We start from the raw sequence: 22,494 nt of genomic DNA, 5'->3' as shown, positions 1-22,494 counted from the left end.
ACGGTTTAGCCGTGCACCGGCACGACCAGCGTCCGGATCACCCCGTTGACCGTCACCGAGAGCCGCGCGACACCCGGCCGCAACGCCGTCAGCACCCCCGAAGCCGGGTCGAACGACGCCACGTCCCACGGCGCCGGCGGCCACGCACCGGCGATGTGCGTTCCCCACGCACCCGTCCAGTCCGCGCTCACCGGGTACGACACCGGCACGTCGCGAGTCCCCTGCCGCAGCATCGCCCGCACGTCCGCGCGAGCGCCCGGCGCGAGCGACGAAGGTCCGGTGAGTGAGAGCGAATCGACGTTCGGCCGCGTTTCGAACCGCACCGGCTCGGCGCGGTCGGCCGGATCCACGCGCAGCAGCGTCCAGCCGACGAACCCGCCGTCGCCGGGCGCGGCCGCGGGTGCCTTGCCCGAGTTGCCGTTGACCAGGTACGGCACCCCGTCGACGCGGGACAGCGAGAACACGCCGGCGTGCGAGGCCACGGCGGCGGCCGGTTTGCCGGAAGCCCGCTCGAACCCGGTGAGCCACTGCGTCAGCAGGGTTGCCTCCTTCCGGTCGCCGAGCTGGGAGTTCCCGGTCGGGCTCGGGTCCCGCACCGGGTGGTGCATGGCGACGACGACCCCGCGCACGGACCGGTCGGCCGCCGCGGAGTCGAGGGCCGACCGGAGCATCCGGACCTGGTCGAACCCACCGGCCCGCAGCGAGCCGCGGGAGGAGTCCAGGAGCACCAGCCGGATGCCGTGGACGTCGACGATCCGGTGGGTCACCCCGAAGGCGGCCTGGAAGTTCGCGAGGCCGTTGCCGCCTTCCGCCTCGTGGTTGCCCGGCACGTAGTACCAGGGCACCCGGCCGTCGAGCTCGTCGGTGATCACCTGGCGCGCCAGCACGAAGTCGGGCGCCGTGCCGCGGTCGACGAAGTCGCCGTTGATCAGCACCAAGTCCGGTTTCGCCGCGACGGCTTCGCGCAGCGCCCGCCGGGCCTGGGCGACCAGGGGCCCCGCCGGGTCGTCCGCGGTGAACTGGGCGTCGCTGACCACCGCGACCCGCAGGCCACCGGCCAAGGAGCCGTCCGTGACCAGAGCCGGGTCGCGCGGGGCGGGGTCGGCGGGCACGGCCGTCGTCGGCGCCACCTCGAAGGTCAGGTCGTCGAACACCAGCCGGCCCTCGTACTGCTGGTCCGGCACGTTCTCCACGGCGTAGAAGCGCGCCAGGCGCTGTCCGGACGGCAGCCCGGCCGGGACCGCGGCCGTGACGTACCGCCAGCCGGTCCAGCCGACGTTCAGCGAAAGGTCCACAATGGACGCCACGTTCGCGGCGTCACGCAGTTCGGCCCGCAGCCACGCGCCCTGGCCGTCGCCGTTCACCCACAGCCCGATCTTCTGCGTACCCGGCGGAACCGGAAGCGGCGAAGAAGGCGTCACGTACGCGGCGCGCGTCGCGGTCGTACCGGTCAGCCGGTAGTCCAGCGCGAGGCCCTGACCACCCTCCCGGCCCGGTGCCGCCGAAAGCGCGGCGCCGACGACCGCCGGGAACACCGTGGCCGCCCAGCCCACCGGACCGTCCAACGGAGACGCCACCCTCGCCACGGTGCCGACCGATGCGGCCAGGTGCGTCGTCAGGCCCGCCGCGGTCGCGGTGATCGTGGTCGCGCCGGAGGAGGTCAGCGCGGTCACCGCGTACCCGTCGCCCGACGGCTCGACCCGCACGACCGAGTGGTCGTAGTCGAGCTTGACGTCGTCGGGTTCGAGCCAGGTGCCGTAGCCGTCGCCGTCGTAACCGTAGACCTTGAACGTGCTCTCGGCCCCCGCGGCCGACAGCGCGACCTGCTCGGTGCTGGTGCCCAGCCGGACCGGCTTGCCCAGCACCGAAAGCGCCGTCTTCCCGGACACCCGGCCGGAGCGCGCGACGACGTCGACGCCGCCCGCGCCGTGGCCGGTGACGACTCCGCGCGTGACGGTCGCCCGCCGCGGGTCGGAGGTGCTCCAGCGCGGGTCGGCGGCCACCGCGGCGCCCGTCTCGTCGTGGCCGTCGGCGACCAGGTGCCGGGTCAGGCCGGACAGCACGCGGCTGGCGCCGTCTGCCGCCACCGCGGGGACCGGCGCGAACCCGGTGAGCCGGCCGCTGCCCGGAACGGTCGTGAAGCCGATCCCGTTGGGCACCAGGCGTTCCCCGCCGTCGGACGGCGAGTTCCGGATGCTCGGCGCCGGTTCGCCTTCGTTGCGCGCCAGGAGCGTCGACGACCCACCGCCGTCGAGGTTGACGGCGTCGTCGGCACCGAGGCTCTTCAGGTGGCGCGCCAGCTCGAGCTCGGTCATCCCGCGGCTGTCGGCCTGCCGTCCGTCCACGGTGACCAGCCACATCTTCCGGCCGTCGGCGGAGAAGCCGGCCGCGGTGCGCGGGTGCATGGCCACGGTGTCGACGGGCTGCACGACGCCGTCGCGGAGCAGGACTTCGTTGCCGCCCACCGCGACCGCGATCTTCCCGGCGTCGGTGCGCGGCGCGTAGGTGACACCGGCCGCGTCGCCCGGCTTCAGGACGGCGAGCGCGTCCGCCCCGGCTTCGCGGGCCAGCAGCAGCGTCGTTCCCGCCGCGATCGGGCCGTCCGCGGGCGCGGTGCGGACCTGCGTGACGACGCCGTCGCGCAGTTCGACTTCGCGCACCCGGGAAGCACCCGCCACCGACGTCCCACGACCGGAAGCGCCCCATAGCGGGGTGTAGACACCGATCGCGTCCGTGCCCAGGACGGGACTGTTGAAGTTCGTCGCCTTCACCGTGCCGCCGGGCAGCGTCACACTGGCCTCGAGGAAGACCGAAGCCAGCCGTGCCTTGCCCTCTTCCGTGATCGACACGGTGAGATTGTGCCCGGCGGTGGGTGCGGTCTGCAGCTGCCCGCGGTCGATGCCGACGCCGATCGGCGCGCCGGTGGCGTTGATGTCGAAGAAGTCGCCGTTGACGCCGGCCACCGCGCCCGCCCGCGCGACCTGCTGCGACAGCGGCGTGCGCGCGGATACCGTCCCGGGGCTCAGGTACGTCGGCTCGAGCACCTTGCTGTCCAGGTCGACGGCGAGGGTGTCGCCGCGGATCCAGCCGGCGGGGTCGAACCGGTCGAACTGGGTGAGGTTCAGCCCGGGCGCGACCTCGGTGGTCGCACTGCCGGTGACCAGCCCGTCGTCGGGGTCCGCGGCGGCGAAGGCGGCCGGGCCCTCGTGGGCCGACGACGCGGCGGGCGCGGCCTCGACCGGCGGGGTGCCGAGCGGCGCGGCCAGCGGATCGGCGTGGGCGGGAACGACGAGGGCCGACGCGAACAACGCGGCGAGCGGCAGCACGATGCGTGACTTTTTCACCGGGTACCCCAGTATCGAGTGAGAGTGAGCCGCACCAGCACAGCGCAGCAGCACGGCCGGGGGAAGGCTTCCCGGTGAACGCCGCCTGAATGGTCTAGAACACCATCAGGGGGTCAGCGGTGCGGCGAGGAGCGCCTCCGCGGCGCCGCCGGTGGTCCGCGGAGCGGGTCCGGTGCGCTTCCACAGGCGCAGCAGAAGATCGCGCGCGGGAGCTTCGACGCTCGCGGCGTCGTCGGCGGCCGGCCCCAGCGCGGGCGGCTCGCCGGGGTGGACGGTCCAGACGTCGCCGGTGTCGGTGGCGCGCACGGTGACGGGACCCGGCAGCCGCGGCACCGGGTGCCACCGCGTCACGCGCGGCAGCATCGAACCGAGGACCTCGTCGACGCCGTCCGCGGCCACGGCCGGGTCGAGCACGTGGTCGCTCCCCGCGTCGGCGAGGTGGATGGCGGTCTCGTGCACCTGGCGGCGGTACCAGAACGCCTTCGTCTTCTCGGTGCCGCCGAAGTGCCAGCAGGGGTCTTCGGGATCGGCGTCGCCGAGCGCGTCGAGCAGCAGCCGTGCGCCCTCGGAGTACCACGACGCCAGGTCGCCGCCGGCCTCCGTGGCGAAGTTCTGCGGCTGCACTTCACCGGTCCGGACGACCGTGGCGGCCCAGCGGTGCACGTTGCCGAGGTGCGTCGCGAGGTCGGTGACGGTCCAGCCCGCGCAGTCCGGCACCGGCGCGGCCGGGTCGGCCGTGCGCAGCACCCCGGCGAACTCGCCGGTCAGCTTCCCCAGCACGGGAAGGTAATCGCGGGCCGCGAACGGCATCGTCGTCATGGGGCCTCCGGAAGCGGAACCGGGGCCACGCGGACGTGGCCCCGGTGGTGGATCACAGGTCGGGGAACCACAGCTTCAGCTCGCGCTCGGCCGACTCCGGCGAGTCCGAACCGTGCACCAGGTTGAACTGGGTCTCCAGCGCGAAGTCGCCCCGCAGGGTGCCCGGGGTGGCCTTCTCGACCGGGTCGGTGCCGCCGGCGAGCTGGCGGAACGCCGCGATGGCACGCGGGCCCTCGACGGCGAGCGCGACCAGCGGGCCCGACGTGATGAACTCCAGCAGCTCGCCGAAGAACGAACGCTCCTTGTGCTCGGCGTAGTGCTCCTCGGCCAGGGCGCGCGGGACGGTCCGCAGTTCGAGGGCGGCGAGCTTGAGGCCCTTGCGCTCGATCCGCGAGATGACCTCGCCGACGAGGCCGCGCGCGACGCCATCGGGCTTGACCAGGACCAGCGTGCGTTCAGTCACGACGGTGTTTCTCCTCAATACTGTTTTCGGGGATCCGGGTGGCGGAGCCCCCGGCTCGGGGCGAAGCCCCGGATGTCCTTGTTGCGGTGGGTTTCGGTGCGCGCGAGCCTAGCCGACCCTGCTCAGCGCCCCGCCGGGTGCAGCTTCTTCGACCACAGCGACGCGCCCGTGGCGTCGCGCAGGTCCACCGTGAGGTCGCCGCTCGCGCCGTCGACGTTCAGCTCGCCGAAGTGCTGGAAGCCGTCGATCGGGGCCGTGTTCGCCGACGGCGGGGCGTGCACGAACACCGCCTCGGGGCCGAACGTCGGGTCCAGCGTGTTCGGCCCGAACGCGCCCGCGTTCAGCGGCCCCGACACGAACTCCCAGAAGGGGTCGAAGTCCTGGAAGGCCGCCCGGTCGGGTGAATAGTGGTGCGCTGCCGTGTAGTGGACGTCGGCCGTCAGCCAGATGACGTTGCGGACGCGGCGGCGCTGGATTTCCCGCAGCACCCACGCCAGCTCCGTCTCCCGCCCGCCGGGCGCGCCCGGCAGGTTGTTCGCCACCGCTTCGATCGCGGTGCCGTCCGGGACGACCAGGCCCAGCGGCATGTCGGCCTGGACGATCTTCCACGTCGCCGTGCTGCGGCCGAGCGCGTCGGCCAGCCAGCGGGCCTGGGCGGCACCGAGGATGTAGCCCGGCTTCGTCTGATCCGCGGTGTTGGCGTTGCGGTGGGTCCGCATGTCCAGGACGAAGATTTCGACGCGCGAGCCGTAGGTGAAGCTGCGGTAGACCCGGCCGTCGACGGCTTGGCGCGAGTCGATCGGGTGCCACTCGTGGAACGCCTGGTACGCCCGCGGCGCGAGGACGTCGACGCGCTTCTCGGTGTAGGCCGGGTTGTCGAGGATCTTGCCCGGGTACCAGTTGTTCAGGACCTCGTGGTCGTCCCACTGGACGTAGGCGGGCACCTGCGCGGCGAAGCGCTTGAAGTTCTCGTCGAGCCGGTTGTAGGCGTGCTGGCCGCGGAACTCGGCCAGGGTCTCGGCGACCTTCGCCTTCTCCGGCGTGACGACGTTGCGCCAGGTGCGGCCGCCGGGCAGGGTCACCGTCTCGGTCAGCGGGCCGTCGGAGTACACCGTGTCGCCGCTGTGCAGGAACAGGTCCGGGCGGCGGGCGGCCATCGCGGAGAAGATCGTCATCCCGCCCAGCTCGGGGTTGATGCCCCAGTTCTGGCCGACGACGTCGCCCGACCACACGATCCGGGTGTCGCGGCGGCCCACCGGCGCGGTGGCGAACCGGCCGGTCAGCGGCTCGCTCGTGGCGCGCCCGTCGAGCGCCTCGGCGGTGACGCGGTAGTGGTACTCGGTGCCGGGCCGCAGTGCCGCGACGCGCACGCGGCCGGTGCCGCCGCTGTCCGGGCCCACCAGCGGGCCGGGCACCCGGCGGACGTGCCGGAACGACGGGTCCCGCGCGATCTCGACGACCAGGCGCGACGGCCGGTCCGCGCGCGACCAGACGATCGCCGAGCCCGGCGTGACGTCGCCGGACTGGACGCCGTGGGTGAGCACCGGGCGGTCGCGGCGGACGAGCGGGACCGCGGCGAAGGCCGTGGACGGCACGACGAGGCCGGCGGCGACCGCGGAAGCGCCGGTGAGGCCGGCCTTGAGCAGCGTGCGGCGGGAGTGGTGGGTCGGTTCGGTCATGCGCGGTTTCTATCCCGCCGCGGCCAACGCCGGTTTGCGCGCGGATGAACGAACATTGGGGTTTTCCCCCATACCCGGGAGTGATCGCCGTCGGTAGCGTGGCGATCACGACAAGGGGGTAAGAATGACGCACATCCGGAAGGCGCTGGCCGTTCTCGCGGTCGCGCTCTCTGTCACCGCACTGTGTACCGGTGTCGCGACGGCCGGGGAGGCCGGCGCGAAAGCCGTCCTGCGCTACACCGAACACGGCATCCCGCACATCGTCGCCAAGGACTTCGCGGGCCTCGGCTACGGGTATGGCTACGCGGCGGCGACCGACAACGTCTGCGAGCTCGCGAAGATCTACGTCACGGTGAGCGCGCAGCGGTCGCGGTACTTCGGCCCGGACGGCGAAGGCTACCCGTCATTGTCCGAGGCGAAGGACAACCTGCACAGCGACCTGTTCTTCCAGCAGGTCAACGACTCCGGCGTGGTCGACCGGCTGGTCGCGCAACCGGCGCCGCTCGGGCCGCGGCCCGAGGTCCGGCAGCTCGTTTCGGGCTACGTCAAGGGGTTCAACGCTTTCCTGGCCCGCACCGGCCGGTCCGGGATCACCGACCCGGCCTGCCGCAACGCCGGCTGGGTCCGGCCGATCTCCGAGCAGGACTTCTACCGGCACTTCTACGCCATCACGGTCACCGGCGGCCTGGGCTTCGTCACCGAAGGCCTGTTCGCGACGCCACCGTCCGGCACGACGGCCGCGAGCCCGGGCACGGCCGCGCAGCTGTCCGCGAGCCTGCGGGACGGGCTCGGCCAGGGCGGCCTCGGCAGCAACGGCATCGCCGTCGGCGCCGACGGGACCGCGGCGGGCCGCGGCAGCGTGCTGCTCGGCAACCCGCACTACCCGTGGCACGACGGACGGCGGTTCTGGCAGAGCCAGCTGACCATCCCGGGCCGGTTCGACGTGGCCGGCGCGAGCCTGCTCGGCATGCCGTTCGTCATGATCGGGCACACCGCGGACGCGGCCTGGACGCACACGGTGTCCACGCCGGTCACCTTCGGCCTGTTCGAGGTGCCGCTGACGCCCGGCGACCCGACGACGTACCTGGTCGACGGCAAGGCCGAGAAGATGACCTCCCGCGACGTCACGGTCCAGGTGCGCCAAGCCGACGGCTCGCTGAAGCCGGTTCGACAGACCTTCTGGTCGACGCGGTACGGGCCGGTGCTGAACGACGTCGGCGGGTTCCCGGTGCCGTGGACGGCGAAATCGGCGTACGCACTGCGCGACGCCAACGCCACGAACCTGCGCGGCCTCAACACGTGGTTCGAACTCGACCAGGCGCGCAGCACGGCCGACATCGTCAGCACGCTCAGCCGCACGCAGGGTGTGCCGTGGGTCAACACCATCGCCACCGACCGGGCCGGCAACGCGCTCTACGCCGACATCCAGGTCGTCCCGCACGTCACCGACGAACTGGCGAAGAGGTGCAGCACCCCGGTGGGACGGGAGACGTTCGCCGCCGACGGACTGCCCATTTTGGACGGTTCCCGGTCGTCGTGCCGGTGGGGTTCGGACCCGGGCGCGCTGGAGCCGGGGATCTTCGCGCCGTCGCGGCTGCCACAGCAGCAACGCCGGGACTACGAGCTGAACGCGAACGACAGCGCCTGGCTCGCGAACGCCCGCGCGCCGATCACCGGCTACCCGCGGATCGTCGGCGACCAGGGCACCGAGCGCAGCCCGCGCACCCGGGAGGCACTGCTCACCGCCGAGGCGGGCGGGTTCACCACGGACTCGATGAAGAAGATGCTCTTCGCCGACCACAGCCTGTTCGCCGATCTGGCGGCGCCGGACCTGGCGAAGCTGTGCGCGTCGTTCCCGGGCGGGCAGGCACCGTCGTCGTCCGGCCCGGTGCCGGTCGGCCCGGCGTGCACCGCACTGGCGAACTGGGACCACACGTACACCCTCGACACCCGTGGTTCGCTGTTGTTCCAACGGTTCGCCGTGCGGCTCGGCGGGCTTCCCCGGTTCACCGTGCCGTTCGACCCGAAGGCGCCGCTGACCACGCCCCACACGCTCAACGTCGGGGACCCGGGCATCCGGCAGGCGTTCGGCGACGCGATCGCCGAGCTGCGCACGGCCGGACTCCCGCCGGACGCGCGGCTGCGTGACGGCCAAGCCGTCACGCGGGGCGGCGAACGCCTCCCCATCCACGGCGCGCAGAACTTCCTCGGCGTGCTCAACGTGATGACGCCTCAGTGGGACCCGGCGCGCGGGAACATCGAGGTCGCGCACGGCTCCAGCTACCTCCAGGTGGTCGGCTTCGGCGGGCGCGCGTGCCCGGACTCCTCGACGTTGCTGACGTATTCGCAGTCGGCCAACCCACGGTCGCCGTACTTCAGCGACCAGACGAAGCTCTACAGCCGCGGTGAGTGGGTGAAGGGACGCTTCTGCGAAGCCGACATCCTGCGTTCCCCCGCGCTGCGGGTCGTCGTGCTGCACTGAAGGGAGGTAGCACTATATCCGGATATGCGGATATAGTGCGGGCATGCGTGTTCTCGTGGTGGGGCAGGGGCCGGTGGCCCGGGTACTGGCGACGTCGGCGGCCGAGAGTCACCGGGTCGGGTTCGCGGTGCGCGAGCGGACCGCGGCGTCCCTGATCGTCGGGACCAGCCGGCTGCGCACCGCCGGACCGGCCCGGCGTGCCGAGCGGCGGAGCGTCGACCTGACGACGGCCGGGGAGGGGATCTCGGGCTGGGACGTCGTGCTCAGCACGGCCTCCCCCGCCTCGCCGGGGGTGGCCGAGCTGCTCCGGCAGCCGTCGGCGGGGATCGTCGCCGCGGTCACGCAAGTGCCGTCGGAGGTGGAGCTGCTTCGCGAGCTGGCGGGTGACCGGCCGTGGGGCCTGGTGGTTCCCGAGTTCTTCGCCGCCGACGCCGATCCGACGTGGTGGTGGACGCCCGCGCGGGTCCGGTTCACGATCGCCGGTCCCGCGGCCGCTCCACTGCGGTCGTTGTTCGGCCGCCCGCAGTGGTCGCGAACCGCACCGCTCGCGGCTCCGCTGATGTCCGCGGCCGCGATGATGCCCGCCATCGCCGGGCTGCACGCCGCGAGCTTCGACGTCGCGGCCGCTCGCCGGCGCTCGCCGAGCCTCGCGATCGCCGCGACCCAGGCGCGGAACGCGGTGGCGGCCGGGTTCGGCGGTCCGAGCCTGCGTCCGATCCGTCCGCACGCCGTGCGCGCGGCGCTGACGGTGCTCCCCCGGCTGGCGCCCTTCGACGTCCAGCGCTACCTCCGCGGTCACTTCGGCGGACACGGCGCGCAGACTGTGCGCATGCTGCGTGACTGGGTGGACCTGGGCCGGCGCCACGGACTTCCGACCGGCGAGCTCGAAGAACTGCTGGAGCGGGTGCGCCCGGCCACGGAGGTGACCGGATGATCCAGGAGGCGCTCACCACGGCACTGCCCGTGCTGCGGGCGCTCGGCGAAGCGACCCGGGTGCAGATCATCGGGGTGTTCCTCGACCGTGACGGGTCGGCCACGGTCGGCGAAGTGCAATCGGCGCTCGGGCTGCCGCAGTCCACGGTGTCGCGTCACCTGCGGGTGCTGCTCGACGCCCGCCTGCTGGCGGTGGCCCGGTCGGGCCCGCACCGGATCTACCGCCTCGACGTGCCGGCCGACGCCCTCGACGCCCTCGACGCGCTCACCGCGCAGGTGCGGGCGTGCCAAGCGGAGCCGCACTCGTGAGGGTCACGGCTGGGGTTGCTGGCTCGCCAACGTCCCGGCCGCCATCCGGCGGGCGACGTCCCGGCGCAGCCACAGCAGCCACAGCCAGACCGCCAGGAAGAGCACGCCCAGCACCGCGATCGCGGGCAGCCAGAACACCAGCGCGATCAGCACCACCTGCAGTGCGAGGATCAGCGGCACCGCCCACGGGCGCTTGACGAACCCGCAGGTCGCGATCAACAGCACCGCCACCGCGATGACCGTCCAACCCGTTCCGGTGCTGATGCCGCCGCCGAGCTTGTTCACCACCGGCAGGGCCAGGGCGACTGTGATCGCTTCCATGATCAGCGTCCCGGACATCACGCCGCGGAAGCCCTTCATCGGGTCCTTCGGCTTGGGCGCCTCCTGCGAGGGCGACGTCACGCCGGCTCCTTCCCGAACAGCGTGCGCGCCTCGCCGGCGGTGACCACCGAGCCGGTGACCAGCACGCCGCCGCCTGCCAAGGGCTCCTCGGGGTCGTCGCTGGTCTCCACCAGCGCGATCGCCGTTTCGATCGCCGTCTCCAGGTCCGTCTCGGCGACGACGCGGTCCTCGCCGAACACCGAGATCGCCAGCTCGTTGAGCTCTTCCAGCGGCATCGAGCGGGGCGAGGAGTTGCGCGTCACGACGATGTCCGAAACCACCGGCTCCAGCGCGTCGAGGATGCCGTGGGCGTCCTTCTCGGCCATCACGCCGACCACCGCGACCAGGCGGCGGAAGGCGAACTCCTCGGACACGCTCGTGGCGAGCGCGCGGGCGCCGTGCGGGTTGTGCGCCGCGTCGAGCAGCACCGTGGGGGCCGAGCGGACGCGCTCGAGCCGTCCCGGCGTCTCGACCTCGGCGAACGCCTCGCGCACGGCCTCGACGACCAGCTGCTTGTCCTTGCCCGCGCCGAAGAACGCCTCGACCGCGGCCAGCGCGAGCGCGGCGTTCGCGGCCTGGTGGGCGCCGTGCAGCGGCAGGAAGATCTCGTCGTACACCCCGCCGAGGCCCTGCAGCTTCAGCAGCTGGCCGCCGACGGCGATTTCGCGCTCCAGCACGCCGAACTCGCTGCCCGCGCGGGCGACCGCGGCGTCGACCTCCACGGCGCGTTCCAGCAGCACCTTCGACACCTCGGGGTCCTGCTCGCCGATGACCGCGACCGAGCCCGGCTTGATGATCCCGGCCTTCTCCTTGGCCGCGCTCAGGACGTCCGGGCCGAGGTACTCGACGTGGTCGAGGCCGATCGGGGTGATGACGGCCACTTCGGCGTCGGCGACGTTCGTCGCGTCCCAGGCGCCGCCCAGGCCCGCTTCGAGCACCGCGGCCTCCACCGGGGCGTCGGCGAACGCGGCGAAGGCCATCCCGGTGAGGATCTCGAACTTGCTCATCGCGACGCCGTCCGCGGCCGCCCCGTCCACCATGGACACGTACGGCGCGATGTCGTGCCACAGCTCGGCGTAGCGCGCGGCGGAGATCGGCCGGCCGTCGAGCGCGATCCGCTCGGTGACCAGCTGCAGGTGCGGGCTAGTGTAGCGGCCGACGCGCAGGCCCATGCGGGTCAGCAGCGCGTCGATCATCCGGGCTGTCGAGCCCTTGCCGTTCGTGCCGGCGACGTGCAGCACCGGGTAGCCGCGGTTCGGCTCCCCCAGCAGCTGCGTCAGCGCGGAAATCCGGGTCAGCGACGGCTCGATCTTGGTCTCCGGCCAGCGCTGGTTCAGCTCGGCCTCGACGGCCATCAGCTCGCGCCGCGCCTCGGGGCCGTCCGGGCTGCCGTACACCTCAGGTTGGCCCTGGTCGTCGAGTTCGTGCAGCTCGGCGTCCTCGGGCACGGACAGGTCGGGCACCGGGCCGGTGGCGAGGTTGTCCCCGAGCTGGCCGACCCCGCCGATACCGCCACGGGACCCGCCGCCCGCATCGAACGCGGCGTCGTGAGCGTCCAGTTCCGGGTCGTGGTCGTCGGACTCCTCGTACCCCGACGTCCCCAGTTCGTCGACGCCCGCGAAGCTGTCCAGATCCGACAGGTCCGGCCTGCGACCTGTCTCATCCTGCGGCACTGAATCTCCTCCGGCCTGGGGTTTTCGGCTTGCGTTGTGAGTCTACGTGCGTGCTTGGTGGCACTCTCGACGCATGCCGTTCAACCACAACGACCACTACCACCCGCTCTTGCTGGACCTGCTGCCGCCCGGGCCGGGGATCGCGCTGGACGTCGGGTGCGGCACCGGCCGGTTCGCCCGGCGGCTGGCCTCGACCGGCATGGCGGTGGAGGCGGTCGACGTCTCGGCGGCGATGGTCGAGGCGGCGGCGGGGCTGGGGTCGCCGGGGCCCGGCGAGATCGTCTACCGGCAGGCCGACGTCACCACCGACGCCCTGCCCGAAGCGCACTACGACTACATCTCGTGCCTGGCGTCGCTGCACCACATGCCGTTCGAGACGGTCACCAAGCTGCGCCGCGCGCTGGTGCCGGGCGGCGTGCTCGTGGTGCTGGGCCTGGCGAAACCGAGCACGCCCGCGGACTGGGCGCTGACCCTCGCGGCGGTCCCGGTCAACGCGCTCGCGCGGCTGGTCGTCTACGCCGGCGAACGGCTGAACGGCGGCCCCGAAGACGGCCCGAAGGCCCCGGTCGCCGACGACTACCCGACGCTGGCCGAGCTGCGCCGTGACGCGAGCCGGCTGCTGCCCGGGAGCACGGTCCGGCCGTTGCTGTTCTGGCGCACGTTGATCACTTACCGTGAGCAGGGCGACGGCGGGTGATTCCGGCCCCGGGCCGTCGGGCGCGGCTCAAGGCGCTGCGCTGACGAACTCCAGCACCAGCCGGGCGAACTCGTCCGGCAGCTCGGCCGGGGCACCGTGGCCCGCGTCGATCTCGGCGGGGCGCGCGTGCGGGATCGCGGCGACCAGTTCCCGCTGCTGGTCCGCCGTGACGATCCGGTCGTGCGCGCTGCCGAGCACCAGCACGGGCGCGGTGATCCGCCCCAGCACCGGCCGCAGGTCGACGGCCCGGTCGGCCTCGATCTGCCGGTCCGCGCCGGGCTGGATCACCGTCTCCAGCGTCTTGACGAGCTGTTCGTTGCTCTCTTCGGTGGCTTGTTCCCAGTAGCGCGGACCGAACGCCATCAGCGGGAGCATCCGGGCGAAGGTCCCGGTTTCGAGCAGGTCCAGCCAATAGCGGAACTCCGCGTCCTGCCGCACGTCGGTGACGGGCCAGGCGGCGTGCAGGACCGCCGAGCGCACCCGGCCGGGGTGGGTGCCGGCGAGCTGGGCCGCCACGACTCCGCCGAGAGAGTGCCCGACGACATGGGCACGCTCCACCCGCGCGTGGTCCAGCACCGCTTCGGCCTGGGCCGCGAGGGCCGGCACGGTGATCGGGCCGCCGTCGTCGGTGGTCAGGCCGGAGCCGGGGAAATCCGGGGCGAGCACGGTGAAGTGCTCTTTCGCGATCTCGGTCAGCGGTCCCCACTGCTCGCGGGAGGCGGCGGTGCCGTGCAGCAGGAGCAGCGCGGGACCGTCGCCCGTCCGGTCGTAGTGGACGACGGCGTCTTCGAACGGCACTTTCGGCATGGTCGGCTCCTTCAGGCGATGGCGCGGAGAGCGGCGGTGAACGCGCGCGGGTCTTCCTGGTGCGGGATGTGCCCGCAGCCGGCGAGGACGTGCACCCGGGCGCCGGGCGTCTCCGCCGCGCAGCTGCGCGGGACTTCGAGGGGGATCTGGGCGTCCAGCTCGCCGTGCAGGTAGGTGATCGGGACCTTCAGGTCCTTCAGCCGGGGCCGCGGGTCGTAGGTGGTGACCTCGGTGAACAGCGCGTCGATGTAGACGCCGGAATCGAGCAGCTGGCGGACGGTCCAGTCGACCAGCCCGGGCGCGGCCTTCGGGCCGAACCAGCCGGGCACCCAGCCGGAGAGGGTGCCGGCGCGGTCGTCGACGAGCTGTTCCCGCAGCTCGTGCACCCTTTCGAGCATGCCGGTGCTCGGCCAGTAGCCGGGACCGTCGACGGCGACGACGTGCTCGACCAGCTCCGGGCGCGCCAGCGCGAGTTCGGTGGCGAAGACCGCGCCGATCGACGAGCCGACGACCGTGGGCCTGAGGTCGAGCTTTTCGATCACCACGGCGATGTCGGCGGCGATGCCGTCGACGGTGTTGCCCTCGGCGGGGTGGTCCGAGCGGCCGCACCCGCGCCAGTCGAGGGTGACGACGCGGTGATCGCGCACGAGGTCGGGCAGGCACGACTGCCAGACGCGGCCGCTGGTCCCCCAGCCGTGCAGGAACAGGAGGGCCGGGCCGGTGCCGGCGTCTTCGTAGTGCAGCCGTGTGTCGTTGACGTCCAAGGAGGGCATGCCGTCAGCCAACCTTCGGCGTCCCCGCTTTTCGATGGGCAGTCCGCTCCTACACTCATCACGAACACTGATGAATGGGGGCGCCGTGGAGCTTCGCCAGCTGAGGTACTTCGTGGCGGTCGCGGAGGAGCTGCACTTCGGGCGCGCGGCGGAGCGGCTGCACATCGTCCAGCCGGCGGTGAGCCAGCAGGTACGGCGGCTGGAGCGGGAGCTGGGGGTCACCCTGTTCGGGCGGACGACGCGCAGCGTGTCTTTGACGGAGGCCGGGCAGCGGTTCCTGCCGCACGCACGGGCGGTCCTGGCGGCGGCGGACCGGGCGGTGGACTCGGTGGCGGAGTTCCGCACGTCGCCGGCGTTGGTGCGCCTGGGGACGAGCGAAGGCCTGGGCGACCGCCTGGACGTGTTGCTGGGCGCTTTCGCGCGGCTGGCGCCTTCGGCTTCTTTGGAGCTGCTCCACGCGCCGACTCTTCAGCGTCTCCAACGGGTCCGGGACGGTTCTCTGGACGCGACCATCGTGCGCGGTTCGTGGCCCAGCTCAGGACTCGACTTCACTCCTTTGTGGATGGACGAGGTCGTGGTGGCGTTGCCTTCGTCCCACCCGTTGGCCGCCTCCTCTTGCGTCGAGTTCGCGTCACTGGCTTCCCTTCCGGCGCGGTTGAGCCCACCCTCGCGCAATCAGCCGTTGCACGACCTGGTGGTGTCTTCCTGCCGCGAAGCGGGCTTCGAGCCGGTACTGGGCAAGGAGTTCACGACGGCGCAGGACACGTTGGGGACACTGGGATTCGGCCGTCCACACTGGACGGTGTTCTACCGGGCGCACGCGAATCTGCTGCCGGTACCGGGCGTGGCGTTCCGGCCGTTGCGGAACCCGACGCCCCGGATGCAGACGTACCTGGCAACACCGGCCGACCGGCGGTTGACTCCGGAACTGGTGGCGTTGATCGAAGCCGCGCGAACCATCGAAGCCGGCTGAACAGCCTCCGCGGCGCGTTGCCCGGGCCCGGGCTCGCCGATGGGCCATCATGTCCGGGTGGCCGACGCCGAGCCGAGTAGTAAGCCTGCCGAGAAGGAGCAGAAGCCGCCCGAGGGCTTGTCACAGTTCATTGGCAAGGTGCTCGACCAGCTGAGCCTGAGTGCCTGGATGCCGGCGGCCATGCTGGTCGGCTGCGGCGCTGTCCTCCTCCAGCTCCGAAGTCAGGGCAACTTCGACCTCGGCGCCGCTGTGGTCGGGCTGACCGCGAAGCCCTTGGGCATCCTCGTCGTGCTCTTGTTCGCGCTCGTCCTGGCGGCCTTGATCAGCCAGGCGTTCTCATTCTCGGCTATCCGCTTTTTCGAGGGCTACTGGAAGGGACCACTGGTCTGGCTGGGCGTATACCGGTTCATGGTGCGACGCAAGGCAAAGAGGCGAAAGAAGCTCGCGGACAAGCTGGAGCATGAGGAACAGTACGCTTTCGACAGGGCCGTTCTGAGGATGCTCATCCTGAAGTCCCCCGGCCGGTTGTCCGCGCGGTCGCCGAGGCCCGTTATCCGAGGAACGGGCCGACCGCACGTCAGCGGCAGGGCACCGCCTTCAACTGGCAGACGGTCCTTCCCCCCGATGTGATCGGCAGGCTGTCGAGGATCAAGCAGGCCAAGGAGGACTACCCGGCCCCACACCGAACACTGCCTACCAAACTGGGCAATATCCTGCGCGCCACCGAAGATTCGATCACCAAACAGGGCCAGGACACACAGAACCTCGTCTTGCAACGTGGCGACGCCATCCCGTCTCGACTCAGGCTCCACCACGACCAGTTCCGCACCCGGCTCGACATGTACTGCACCCTGATCTTCGTCAATCTCGGGCTGGCGGGAATCACCGTCGCACTGCTCGCCCCCGCCCAGAACCCGTTGATCGGCACTGCAGCAACCACCGTGGTGTTCTTACTGCTTGCGCTCGCGAGCTACTCGGCTGCGATCACGAGCGCCCGCGGATACTGCGCGACGCTGAAGGTGATCTTCTCCACCCGCGGCGACTAGGCAGCCGACTCAGCGCTTACCGCGTGTAACCGGCACCATCGGCAAGGCCCGGCACTCCGCGAGAGAGTGCCGGGCCTTGATCCACAACCTCAGGAAGCCGGAAGGGCCGCCAACCGAGCGGTGATGCGGCCGATGTCCGCCACCGCCGTTTCCTTGCGGGTCTTGATCTTCGCCACCACGTGCTCCGGTGCCTTCGCGATGAACGCCTCGTTGCCGAGCTTTGCGTCCGTCTGGGTCAGTTCCTTCCGGGCCGCCGCCAGGTCCTTCTCCAGCCGCTTGCGCTCCGCCGCCACGTCGACCGTGCCGGACAGGTCCAGCTCCACCGTCACCACGCCGTCCGACAGGGCCACCTCCAGTGAGGCGCTCGCCGCGAACTCGTCCGAAGGCGGCGTCAGGCGCACCAGGGACCGGACCGCCTCCTCGTGGCCGCCCGTGTAGCCCGCCAGGCGGGACGCCACCTTCTGGCCCGGCTTCAGGCCCTGGTCCGCGCGGAAACGGCGGATCTCCGTTACCAGCTTCTGCACGTCCGCGATCCGGGCGTCGGCCACCGCGTCGGCGTACCCCGTGGGCGCGGCCGGCCAAGCGGCGACCACCAGCGACTCACCGCCCGTCAGCGCGGTCCAGAGCTTCTCCGTGATGAACGGGATGAACGGGTGCAGCAGCCGCAGCACCGTGTCCAGCACGTGCCCCAGGACCGACCGGGTCGCCGACACGCGCGCGGAGTCCCCTTGGTACAGCTGGACCTTCGCCAGCTCCAGGTACCAGTCGCACAGCTCGTTCCAGGTGAACTGGTAGAGCGCGCCCGCCACCTTCGCGAATTGGAAGTCCTCGAACAGGCCGTCCACTTCGGACACCAACGCGCCCAGGCGGCCCAGGATCCAGCGGTCGGCTTCGGTCAACTCCGAGGAAGCAGGCAACGGCGCGGCGACCGAAGCGCCGTTCATCATCGCGAACTTCGTGGCGTTCCACAGCTTCGTGCAGAAGTTGCGGGACCCCGCCGCCCACTCGTCGGCCAAAGCCATGTCCGCGCCCGGGTTCGCGCCGCGGGCGAGGGTGAAGCGGGTGGCGTCCGCGCCGTACGCGTCCATCCACTCCAGCGGGTCGATCACGTTGCCGCGCGACTTCGACATCTTCTTGCCCTGCGCGTCACGGATCAGGCCGTGCAGGTACACGTGGTCGAACGGCTGCTTGCCGTCCATCTGGTGCACGCCGAACATCATCATCCGGACGACCCAGAAGAACAGGATGTCGTAGCCGGTCGACAGGACGCTCGTCGGGTAGAACTTCGCCAGGTCCTCCGACGAAGACGGCCAGCCCAGCGTCGACATCGGCCACAGGCCCGACGAGAACCACGTGTCGAGGACGTCCGGGTCCTGCGTCCAGCCGTCACCGGACGGGGGCTGCTCGTCCGGGCCGACGCACACCACTTCACCGTCGGGGCCGTACCAGACCGGGATGCGGTGGCCCCACCACAGCTGGCGCGAAATCGTCCAGTCGTGCATGTTGTCGACCCAGTCGAAGTAGCGCTTGCCCAGCTCCGGCGGGTGGATCTTGGTCCGGCCGTCGCGGACCGCGTCGCCGGCCAGCTTGGCCAGCTCCTCGACCTTGACCCACCACTGCAGCGACAGCCGCGGCTCGACCACCGTGTCGCAGCGCGAGCAGTGCCCGACGGCGTGCACGTACGGCCGCTTCTCGGCGACGATCCGGCCGGCCTCGCGCAGGGCGGCGACGACCGCCGGGCGCGCCTCGAAGCGGTCGAGCCCCTCGAACGGACCGGGCGCGGTGATTTCGGCGCGCTCGTTCATGATCGTCAGCATCGGCAGGTCGTGGCGGCGGCCGATCTCGAAGTCGTTCGGATCGTGCGCCGGCGTGACCTTCACCGCACCGGTGCCGAACTCCGGGTCGACGTGCTTGTCGGCCACGATCGGGATGCGGCGGCCGGTGAGCGGCAGCTCGACCTCCGTGCCGACCAGGTGGGCGTACCGCTCGTCGTCCGGGTGGACGGCGACCGCGGTGTCACCCAGCATCGTCTCCGCGCGGGTGGTGGCGACCACGATCGCGTTGGCACCGTCGCCGTAGCGGATCGACACGAGCTCGCCGTCGTCGTCGTTGTGGTCGACCTCGATGTCCGACAGCGCCGTCTGGCAGCGCGGGCACCAGTTGATGATCCGCTCGGCGCGGTAGATCAGGCCCTCGTCGTAGAAGTTCTTGAACACCGTCTGGACGGCCTTGGAGAGGTTCTCGTCCATGGTGAACCGCTCGCGCGACCAGTCGACGCCGTCGCCGAGGCGCTTCATCTGGCCGAGGATCTTGCCGCCGTACTCGGCCTTCCACTCCCAGACGCGCTCGACGAACTTCTCCCGGCCCAGGTCGTGGCGCGAAAGGCCCTCGCCGGCCAGCTGGCGCTCGACGACGTTCTGCGTCGCGATGCCGGCGTGGTCCATGCCCGGCAGCCACAGCACCTCGTAGCCCTGCATGCGACGGCGGCGGCTCATCGCGTCCATCAGGGTGTGGTTGAGGGCGTGGCCCATGTGCAGGCTGCCGGTGACGTTGGGCGGCGGCAGTACGATCGAGAACGGCGGCTTTTCCGACGAAGCGTCGGCCGTGAAGTACCCGGCCGCTACCCAGCGGTCGTACATCGGTGCTTCCTCGGCGGCCGGGTCCCAGGCACCCGGAAGGTCGGTGGTCTGCTGCGGAGCGTTCTCGGTCACAATGGACAAGTCTACGAACCCGTCACGGCGGGTCACCCAGGGGGAAGGCACTCTCCGATGGCAGAGCCTCAGCAGCCGCAGGATCCGGACGACCAGCGCCTCGAGACGCACCCGGACCTGATGAACCCGGATTGGCAGAAGCACGCCGAACGGGACGCCTGGCTGGGCGCGAAGAAGGACCTCAGGAAGCGCCGCAAACGCGAGCGCCGCACGGGCGGCTTCCAGCAGCCGGGGCACAGCCGCTGGCCGGGGGTGCTGGCCCTGCTCATCGTGGTCGGCCTGGTCGCGGCGGCGATCATCGTGCACCAGATCCAGGGCGTCGGCGTGAACGAGTTCGCGTACTTCGGGTAACGCTCGTCCCCCGCCGTCGATGATCAGGCATCGACCTTGGGGGAGCATCGTGGACGAGGACAACCTGATCGACTCGCACCCGGACCTGATGGACCCGGACTGGCGCAAGCACGCCCGGACCGACGCGTGGCTGGGCGCGAAGAAGGACCGCAAGCAGTTCCGCAAGCAGCAGAAACGCGCCGCACGCGGCCCGCGCCGCCGCTGGTGGATCTTCGCCGTGTTCGTGCTGATCCTCGCGGTGACCTCAGCGGTGATCGTGCTGGTCGGCCGGCGGCCCGCCCACGACGCCGCGCCGCCCGACCCGACGTCGGTGCCCGACGTCGCCCCGGTCGACCTGGCCCGGCCGTACGCGCACACCCCCGCCGATGTTTGGCCGAAGGGCGTGGACGGCATCACCGCACCCGCCGCGGCCCCCGTCGGTGCCTTCGAGGCCGAGACGGTCGCCGGCGCCTACGCGAAGGTCAGGCAGGCCATCAGCGCCGCGCACCTCGACCCGGCGGTCCTGACCGCGCACGACGGGAAGGCGTTCGCGGCCTTGTTCGCGCCCGACGACCGGGACCAGATCCTCCCGGAGCTGACCAAGAAGCCGACGAAGGAAGGCGGCGGCTTCGCCGCGTACCTCACCGAGATCGCCGACGGCTACCACCTGCTCGACGCGGGCCCGCGCACCTTCGGGACGCTCACCGCGCACGCCGGCGCCAAGCCCGGTGAGCTGGTCGTCGACGCGAAGTACGCGGTTGCCTACGCCTTCGACCACGCTCACCCCAAGCAGCTCATGAGCCCCGCCGAGATCGTCACGTTCGAGCGCCTCGACGAGACCTACGTCCTCCGGAGCGGCTCGGCTTTCGCGACGGCCAGCCAGGGCCTGTGGCTCGACAAGACCACCGGCGCGTACTCATCGGTGGGCTGTGCGGCGGCGAAGGACGGCTACCTGGCGCCGGGCTACGCGAACCCGCCGTCGCCCACGCCGGCGACCGGTGACAAGGACGCGCCCGGCTACTACGACCCGAAGTACCCGGTGCCCACCCTCGACGGCTGCCCGGACTGAGATCCGGCCCACACCCGATGCACAGGCTGGACTGCACAGTTAGACTGTGTACATGGGCGAAGTACCTCCGCACGTCGCCGAGAGCGCCGGCTGGATCCGCGGGGTCGTCGGGCAGCTGCACCGGCGGCTGCGCCAGGTCGACAACGCGGGGATCCTGACGCCCTCGCAGTCCGCCGTGCTGAACCGGCTCCACCGCGAAGGCCCGGCCACGCAGGGTGAGCTCGCCGCTGCCGAGCACGTTCGGCAGCAGTCGATGGCCGCCACCCTCGGCGTCCTCGACGAGCTCGGCTACCTCGACCGCACGCCCGATCCGGCCGACCGGCGCCGCGTGGTGATCAGCCTCTCCGCCGCCGGCACCGACACCGTGCGCGGCATTCAGCAGCACCGCGACGAGTGGCTGGCCCACGCCCTGCTGGACGAGCTGTCCCCCGCCGAGCTCGACGCCGTCACCCGCGCGCTGCCGCTGCTGCAGCGCATCGCCCAACGCTGAACCCGGCCGGCCCGCGCAAAACAAGGAGTTCCTCACGCGCACCGTCACCGCTCCCGCCAAGTTCGGCGCCCGCCTGGTCACCCCGCTGGTGGCCGGCGCGGTGCTCAACCCGATCAACTCCACGCTGATCGCCGTCGCGCTCGTGCCGATCGGGCAGAGCTTCGGCGCCGGCCCCGGCCAGACCGCCTGGCTGATCTCGGCGCTGTACCTGGCCACCGCGGTCGGGCAGCCGGTGGTCGGGCTGCTGGTGGACCGCCACGGCGCCCGCCGCGTCCTGCTCGGCGGTGCGACCCTGGTGATCATCGCCGGCATCGCGGGCATGATCCCGATTTCGGTGGGCTGGCTGACCGGGGTTCGCGTCGTGCTCGGCCTGGGCACGTGCGCCGGGTTCCCGGCCGCGATGGCCGTGCTGCGCCACCACGCCGAGGCGAGCGGCCAGGGCGTGCCCGCCCGCGTGCTGTCGGTGCTGTCGATGTCCGCGCAGACGGTGATGGTGATCGGCCCGACGCTGGGCGGGCTGCTGATCGGGCTCTTCGGCTGGCCCGCGATCTTCGCGGTGAACATCCCGCTCGCCGGGCTGTCGCTGGTGCTGGCGCTGCTGTGGGTGCCGAAGGACGACCGCGGCGAACGCACCGCCACCCGGATCGACGTGCTCGGCATCGCGCTGTTCTCCGCGACCCTGCTCGCGCTGCTGTTCTTCCTGATGGACCCCGGCGCCGAGGCCTGGCTGCTCGCCGTCGTCGCCGCCTTCGGGACCGCCTTCACGCTGGTCGAGCTGCGGCGCGACGCCCCCTTCCTCGACCTGCGGGCGCTCGCGGCCAACGGCGCGATCCTGCGCACGTACCTGCGGCAGGCGCTGAGCTTCATGGCCATCTACGCGATCATGTTCGGCTACGTCCAGTGGCTGGAGACCGCCCGGCAGCTGTCCGAGGAAGCCGCCGGGCTGATGCTGCTGCCGATGTCGGGCACCGCGGTCTGCGCCGCGGCGTTTTCCGGGCGCGCGTCCGGCATCAAGGCGCGGCTGGTCACCGTCGCGGTGGCACTGGCCGGCGGTTCGGCGCTGCTCCTGCTCGTCCACGACGGCACCTGGGTCGGCGCGCTGCTCGCCCTGGCCGCGTTGTTCGGCCTGGCCCAGGGCCTGACCAGCGTCGCCAACCAGACGACGCTCTACCGCGAAGCCCCCGCCGAGCAGATGGGCACGGCGAGCGGCCTGTTCCGCACGGCCCAGTACCTCGGCGCGATCGTGGCCTCGACGCTCATCGCCCTCTGCTACAGGTCGCACGCGGACTCGGCGGGGTTGCACCGGCTGGCCGTCGCGCTGGCCGTCATCAGCGGGCTCCTGCTCGTGGTCACCCTCGCCGATCGGGGGCTGCGCACCCGGACCACGTGACCCCCTCTCATCGCCCACTCCGACAACGGCTCGCACGCGGACTCGGCGGGGTTGCACCGGCTGGCCGTCGCGCTGGCCGTCATCAGCGGGCTCCTGCTCGTGGTCACGGTCGCCGACCGGGGGCT

20 protein-coding genes are annotated in these 22,494 nt (G+C 71.8%); 11 read left to right on the top strand and 9 right to left on the bottom strand.

The window, feature by feature from the left end; translation table 11 throughout:
* Positions 1-5 precede the first annotated feature (5 nt).
* The 4 genes from AB0M80_RS14880 to AB0M80_RS14865 form a co-directional block, all read right to left on the bottom strand.
* Entirely contained in the window at positions 6-3,344 is a 3,339-nt protein-coding gene (locus AB0M80_RS14880; RefSeq protein WP_364564065.1) for a phosphodiester glycosidase family protein, read from the bottom strand.
* Positions 3,345-3,449: 105 nt separating this feature from the next.
* Positions 3,450-4,163: a maleylpyruvate isomerase family mycothiol-dependent enzyme gene (locus tag AB0M80_RS14875; RefSeq protein WP_364564062.1), complete on the bottom strand. Its 714-nt coding sequence runs from the start codon at positions 4,161-4,163 to the stop codon at positions 3,450-3,452.
* 52 nt (positions 4,164-4,215) lie between these two features.
* Entirely contained in the window at positions 4,216-4,626 is a 411-nt protein-coding gene (gene ndk, locus AB0M80_RS14870; RefSeq protein ID WP_364564059.1) for a nucleoside-diphosphate kinase, read from the bottom strand.
* 122 nt (positions 4,627-4,748) lie between these two features.
* On the bottom strand, positions 4,749-6,305 hold the full coding sequence (locus AB0M80_RS14865; RefSeq protein ID WP_364564057.1) for an alkaline phosphatase D family protein: 1,557 nt from the start codon (positions 6,303-6,305) through the stop codon (positions 4,749-4,751).
* A gap of 124 nt (positions 6,306-6,429) precedes the next feature.
* On the opposite strand from AB0M80_RS14865, the gene AB0M80_RS14860 reads away from it, so the two are divergent.
* Genes AB0M80_RS14860 through AB0M80_RS14850 form a run of 3 tightly spaced genes read left to right on the top strand, consistent with a single transcriptional unit; the run spans position 6,430 to position 10,029 of the window.
* A complete protein-coding gene (locus AB0M80_RS14860) occupies positions 6,430-8,787 on the top strand; it encodes a penicillin acylase family protein (protein ID WP_364564054.1) in 2,358 nt (785 codons plus the stop codon).
* A 43-nt stretch (positions 8,788-8,830) separates the two neighbouring features.
* Positions 8,831-9,721, top strand: coding sequence for a hypothetical protein (locus AB0M80_RS14855; protein WP_364564051.1), 891 nt, complete (start codon positions 8,831-8,833; stop codon positions 9,719-9,721).
* A complete protein-coding gene (locus AB0M80_RS14850; RefSeq protein ID WP_364564048.1) occupies positions 9,718-10,029 on the top strand; it encodes a metalloregulator ArsR/SmtB family transcription factor in 312 nt (103 codons plus the stop codon). The genes AB0M80_RS14855 and AB0M80_RS14850 overlap by 4 nt, the downstream gene beginning before the upstream one ends.
* A 3-nt stretch (positions 10,030-10,032) precedes the next feature.
* On the opposite strand, the gene AB0M80_RS14845 is transcribed toward AB0M80_RS14850, so the two are convergent.
* Both AB0M80_RS14845 and AB0M80_RS14840 read right to left on the bottom strand, forming a co-directional pair.
* Positions 10,033-10,431: a DUF4233 domain-containing protein gene (locus tag AB0M80_RS14845; RefSeq protein ID WP_364564045.1), complete on the bottom strand. Its 399-nt coding sequence runs from the start codon at positions 10,429-10,431 to the stop codon at positions 10,033-10,035.
* Positions 10,428-12,083 (bottom strand): folylpolyglutamate synthase/dihydrofolate synthase family protein, encoded by a 1,656-nt coding sequence (locus AB0M80_RS14840; RefSeq protein ID WP_364564043.1) that lies wholly within the window; start codon positions 12,081-12,083, stop codon positions 10,428-10,430. The genes AB0M80_RS14845 and AB0M80_RS14840 overlap by 4 nt, the downstream gene beginning before the upstream one ends.
* A gap of 73 nt (positions 12,084-12,156) precedes the next feature.
* Between AB0M80_RS14840 and AB0M80_RS14835 the strand changes: the two genes are divergently transcribed.
* Positions 12,157-12,780 carry a class I SAM-dependent methyltransferase gene (locus AB0M80_RS14835; protein WP_364564041.1) on the top strand — a complete coding sequence of 208 codons (624 nt, stop codon included), beginning with the start codon at positions 12,157-12,159 and terminating at the stop codon, positions 12,778-12,780.
* A 27-nt stretch (positions 12,781-12,807) separates the two neighbouring features.
* Here AB0M80_RS14835 and AB0M80_RS14830 read toward each other — a convergent pair whose 3' ends face one another.
* The gene (locus tag AB0M80_RS14830) at positions 12,808-13,587 is read right to left on the bottom strand and encodes an alpha/beta hydrolase (protein ID WP_364564038.1); all 780 of its coding nucleotides are present in this window, start codon (positions 13,585-13,587) and stop codon (positions 12,808-12,810) included.
* A gap of 11 nt (positions 13,588-13,598) precedes the next feature.
* A complete protein-coding gene (locus tag AB0M80_RS14825) occupies positions 13,599-14,360 on the bottom strand; it encodes an alpha/beta hydrolase (RefSeq protein WP_364564035.1) in 762 nt (253 codons plus the stop codon).
* An 85-nt stretch (positions 14,361-14,445) separates the two neighbouring features.
* Between AB0M80_RS14825 and AB0M80_RS14820 the strand changes: the two genes are divergently transcribed.
* The 3 genes from AB0M80_RS14820 to AB0M80_RS14810 are packed head-to-tail and all read left to right on the top strand — an operon-like array spanning position 14,446 to position 16,379.
* On the top strand, positions 14,446-15,333 hold the full coding sequence (locus AB0M80_RS14820; protein ID WP_364564033.1) for a LysR family transcriptional regulator: 888 nt from the start codon (positions 14,446-14,448) through the stop codon (positions 15,331-15,333).
* A gap of 57 nt (positions 15,334-15,390) precedes the next feature.
* On the top strand, positions 15,391-15,963 hold the full coding sequence (locus AB0M80_RS14815) for a hypothetical protein (protein ID WP_364564030.1): 573 nt from the start codon (positions 15,391-15,393) through the stop codon (positions 15,961-15,963).
* The gene (locus tag AB0M80_RS14810) at positions 15,960-16,379 is read left to right on the top strand and encodes a hypothetical protein (protein ID WP_364564027.1); all 420 of its coding nucleotides are present in this window, start codon (positions 15,960-15,962) and stop codon (positions 16,377-16,379) included. The genes AB0M80_RS14815 and AB0M80_RS14810 overlap by 4 nt, the downstream gene beginning before the upstream one ends.
* A gap of 89 nt (positions 16,380-16,468) precedes the next feature.
* On the opposite strand, the gene AB0M80_RS14805 is transcribed toward AB0M80_RS14810, so the two are convergent.
* A complete protein-coding gene (locus AB0M80_RS14805) occupies positions 16,469-19,090 on the bottom strand; it encodes a valine--tRNA ligase (protein ID WP_364564024.1) in 2,622 nt (873 codons plus the stop codon).
* A gap of 57 nt (positions 19,091-19,147) precedes the next feature.
* Between AB0M80_RS14805 and AB0M80_RS14800 the strand changes: the two genes are divergently transcribed.
* The 4 genes from AB0M80_RS14800 (at position 19,148) to AB0M80_RS14785 (ending at position 22,369) form a co-directional block, all read left to right on the top strand.
* Complete coding sequence (locus AB0M80_RS14800) at positions 19,148-19,441, top strand: hypothetical protein (protein ID WP_364564021.1); 294 nt, start codon at positions 19,148-19,150, stop codon at positions 19,439-19,441.
* 49 nt (positions 19,442-19,490) lie between these two features.
* Complete coding sequence (locus AB0M80_RS14795) at positions 19,491-20,489, top strand: hypothetical protein (protein ID WP_364564019.1); 999 nt, start codon at positions 19,491-19,493, stop codon at positions 20,487-20,489.
* Positions 20,490-20,541: 52 nt separating this feature from the next.
* Positions 20,542-20,979: a MarR family transcriptional regulator gene (locus AB0M80_RS14790; protein ID WP_364564016.1), complete on the top strand. Its 438-nt coding sequence runs from the start codon at positions 20,542-20,544 to the stop codon at positions 20,977-20,979.
* Between the two features lie 88 nt (positions 20,980-21,067).
* On the top strand, positions 21,068-22,369 hold the full coding sequence (locus AB0M80_RS14785; protein WP_364564014.1) for an MFS transporter: 1,302 nt from the start codon (positions 21,068-21,070) through the stop codon (positions 22,367-22,369).
* The last annotated feature ends 125 nt before the right edge of the window (positions 22,370-22,494 follow it).

This window comes from Amycolatopsis sp. NPDC051045, from assembly GCF_040682955.1.
Classification (GTDB): domain Bacteria; phylum Actinomycetota; class Actinomycetes; order Mycobacteriales; family Pseudonocardiaceae; genus Amycolatopsis.
This window is presented reverse-complemented; position numbering and strand designations above follow the sequence as displayed.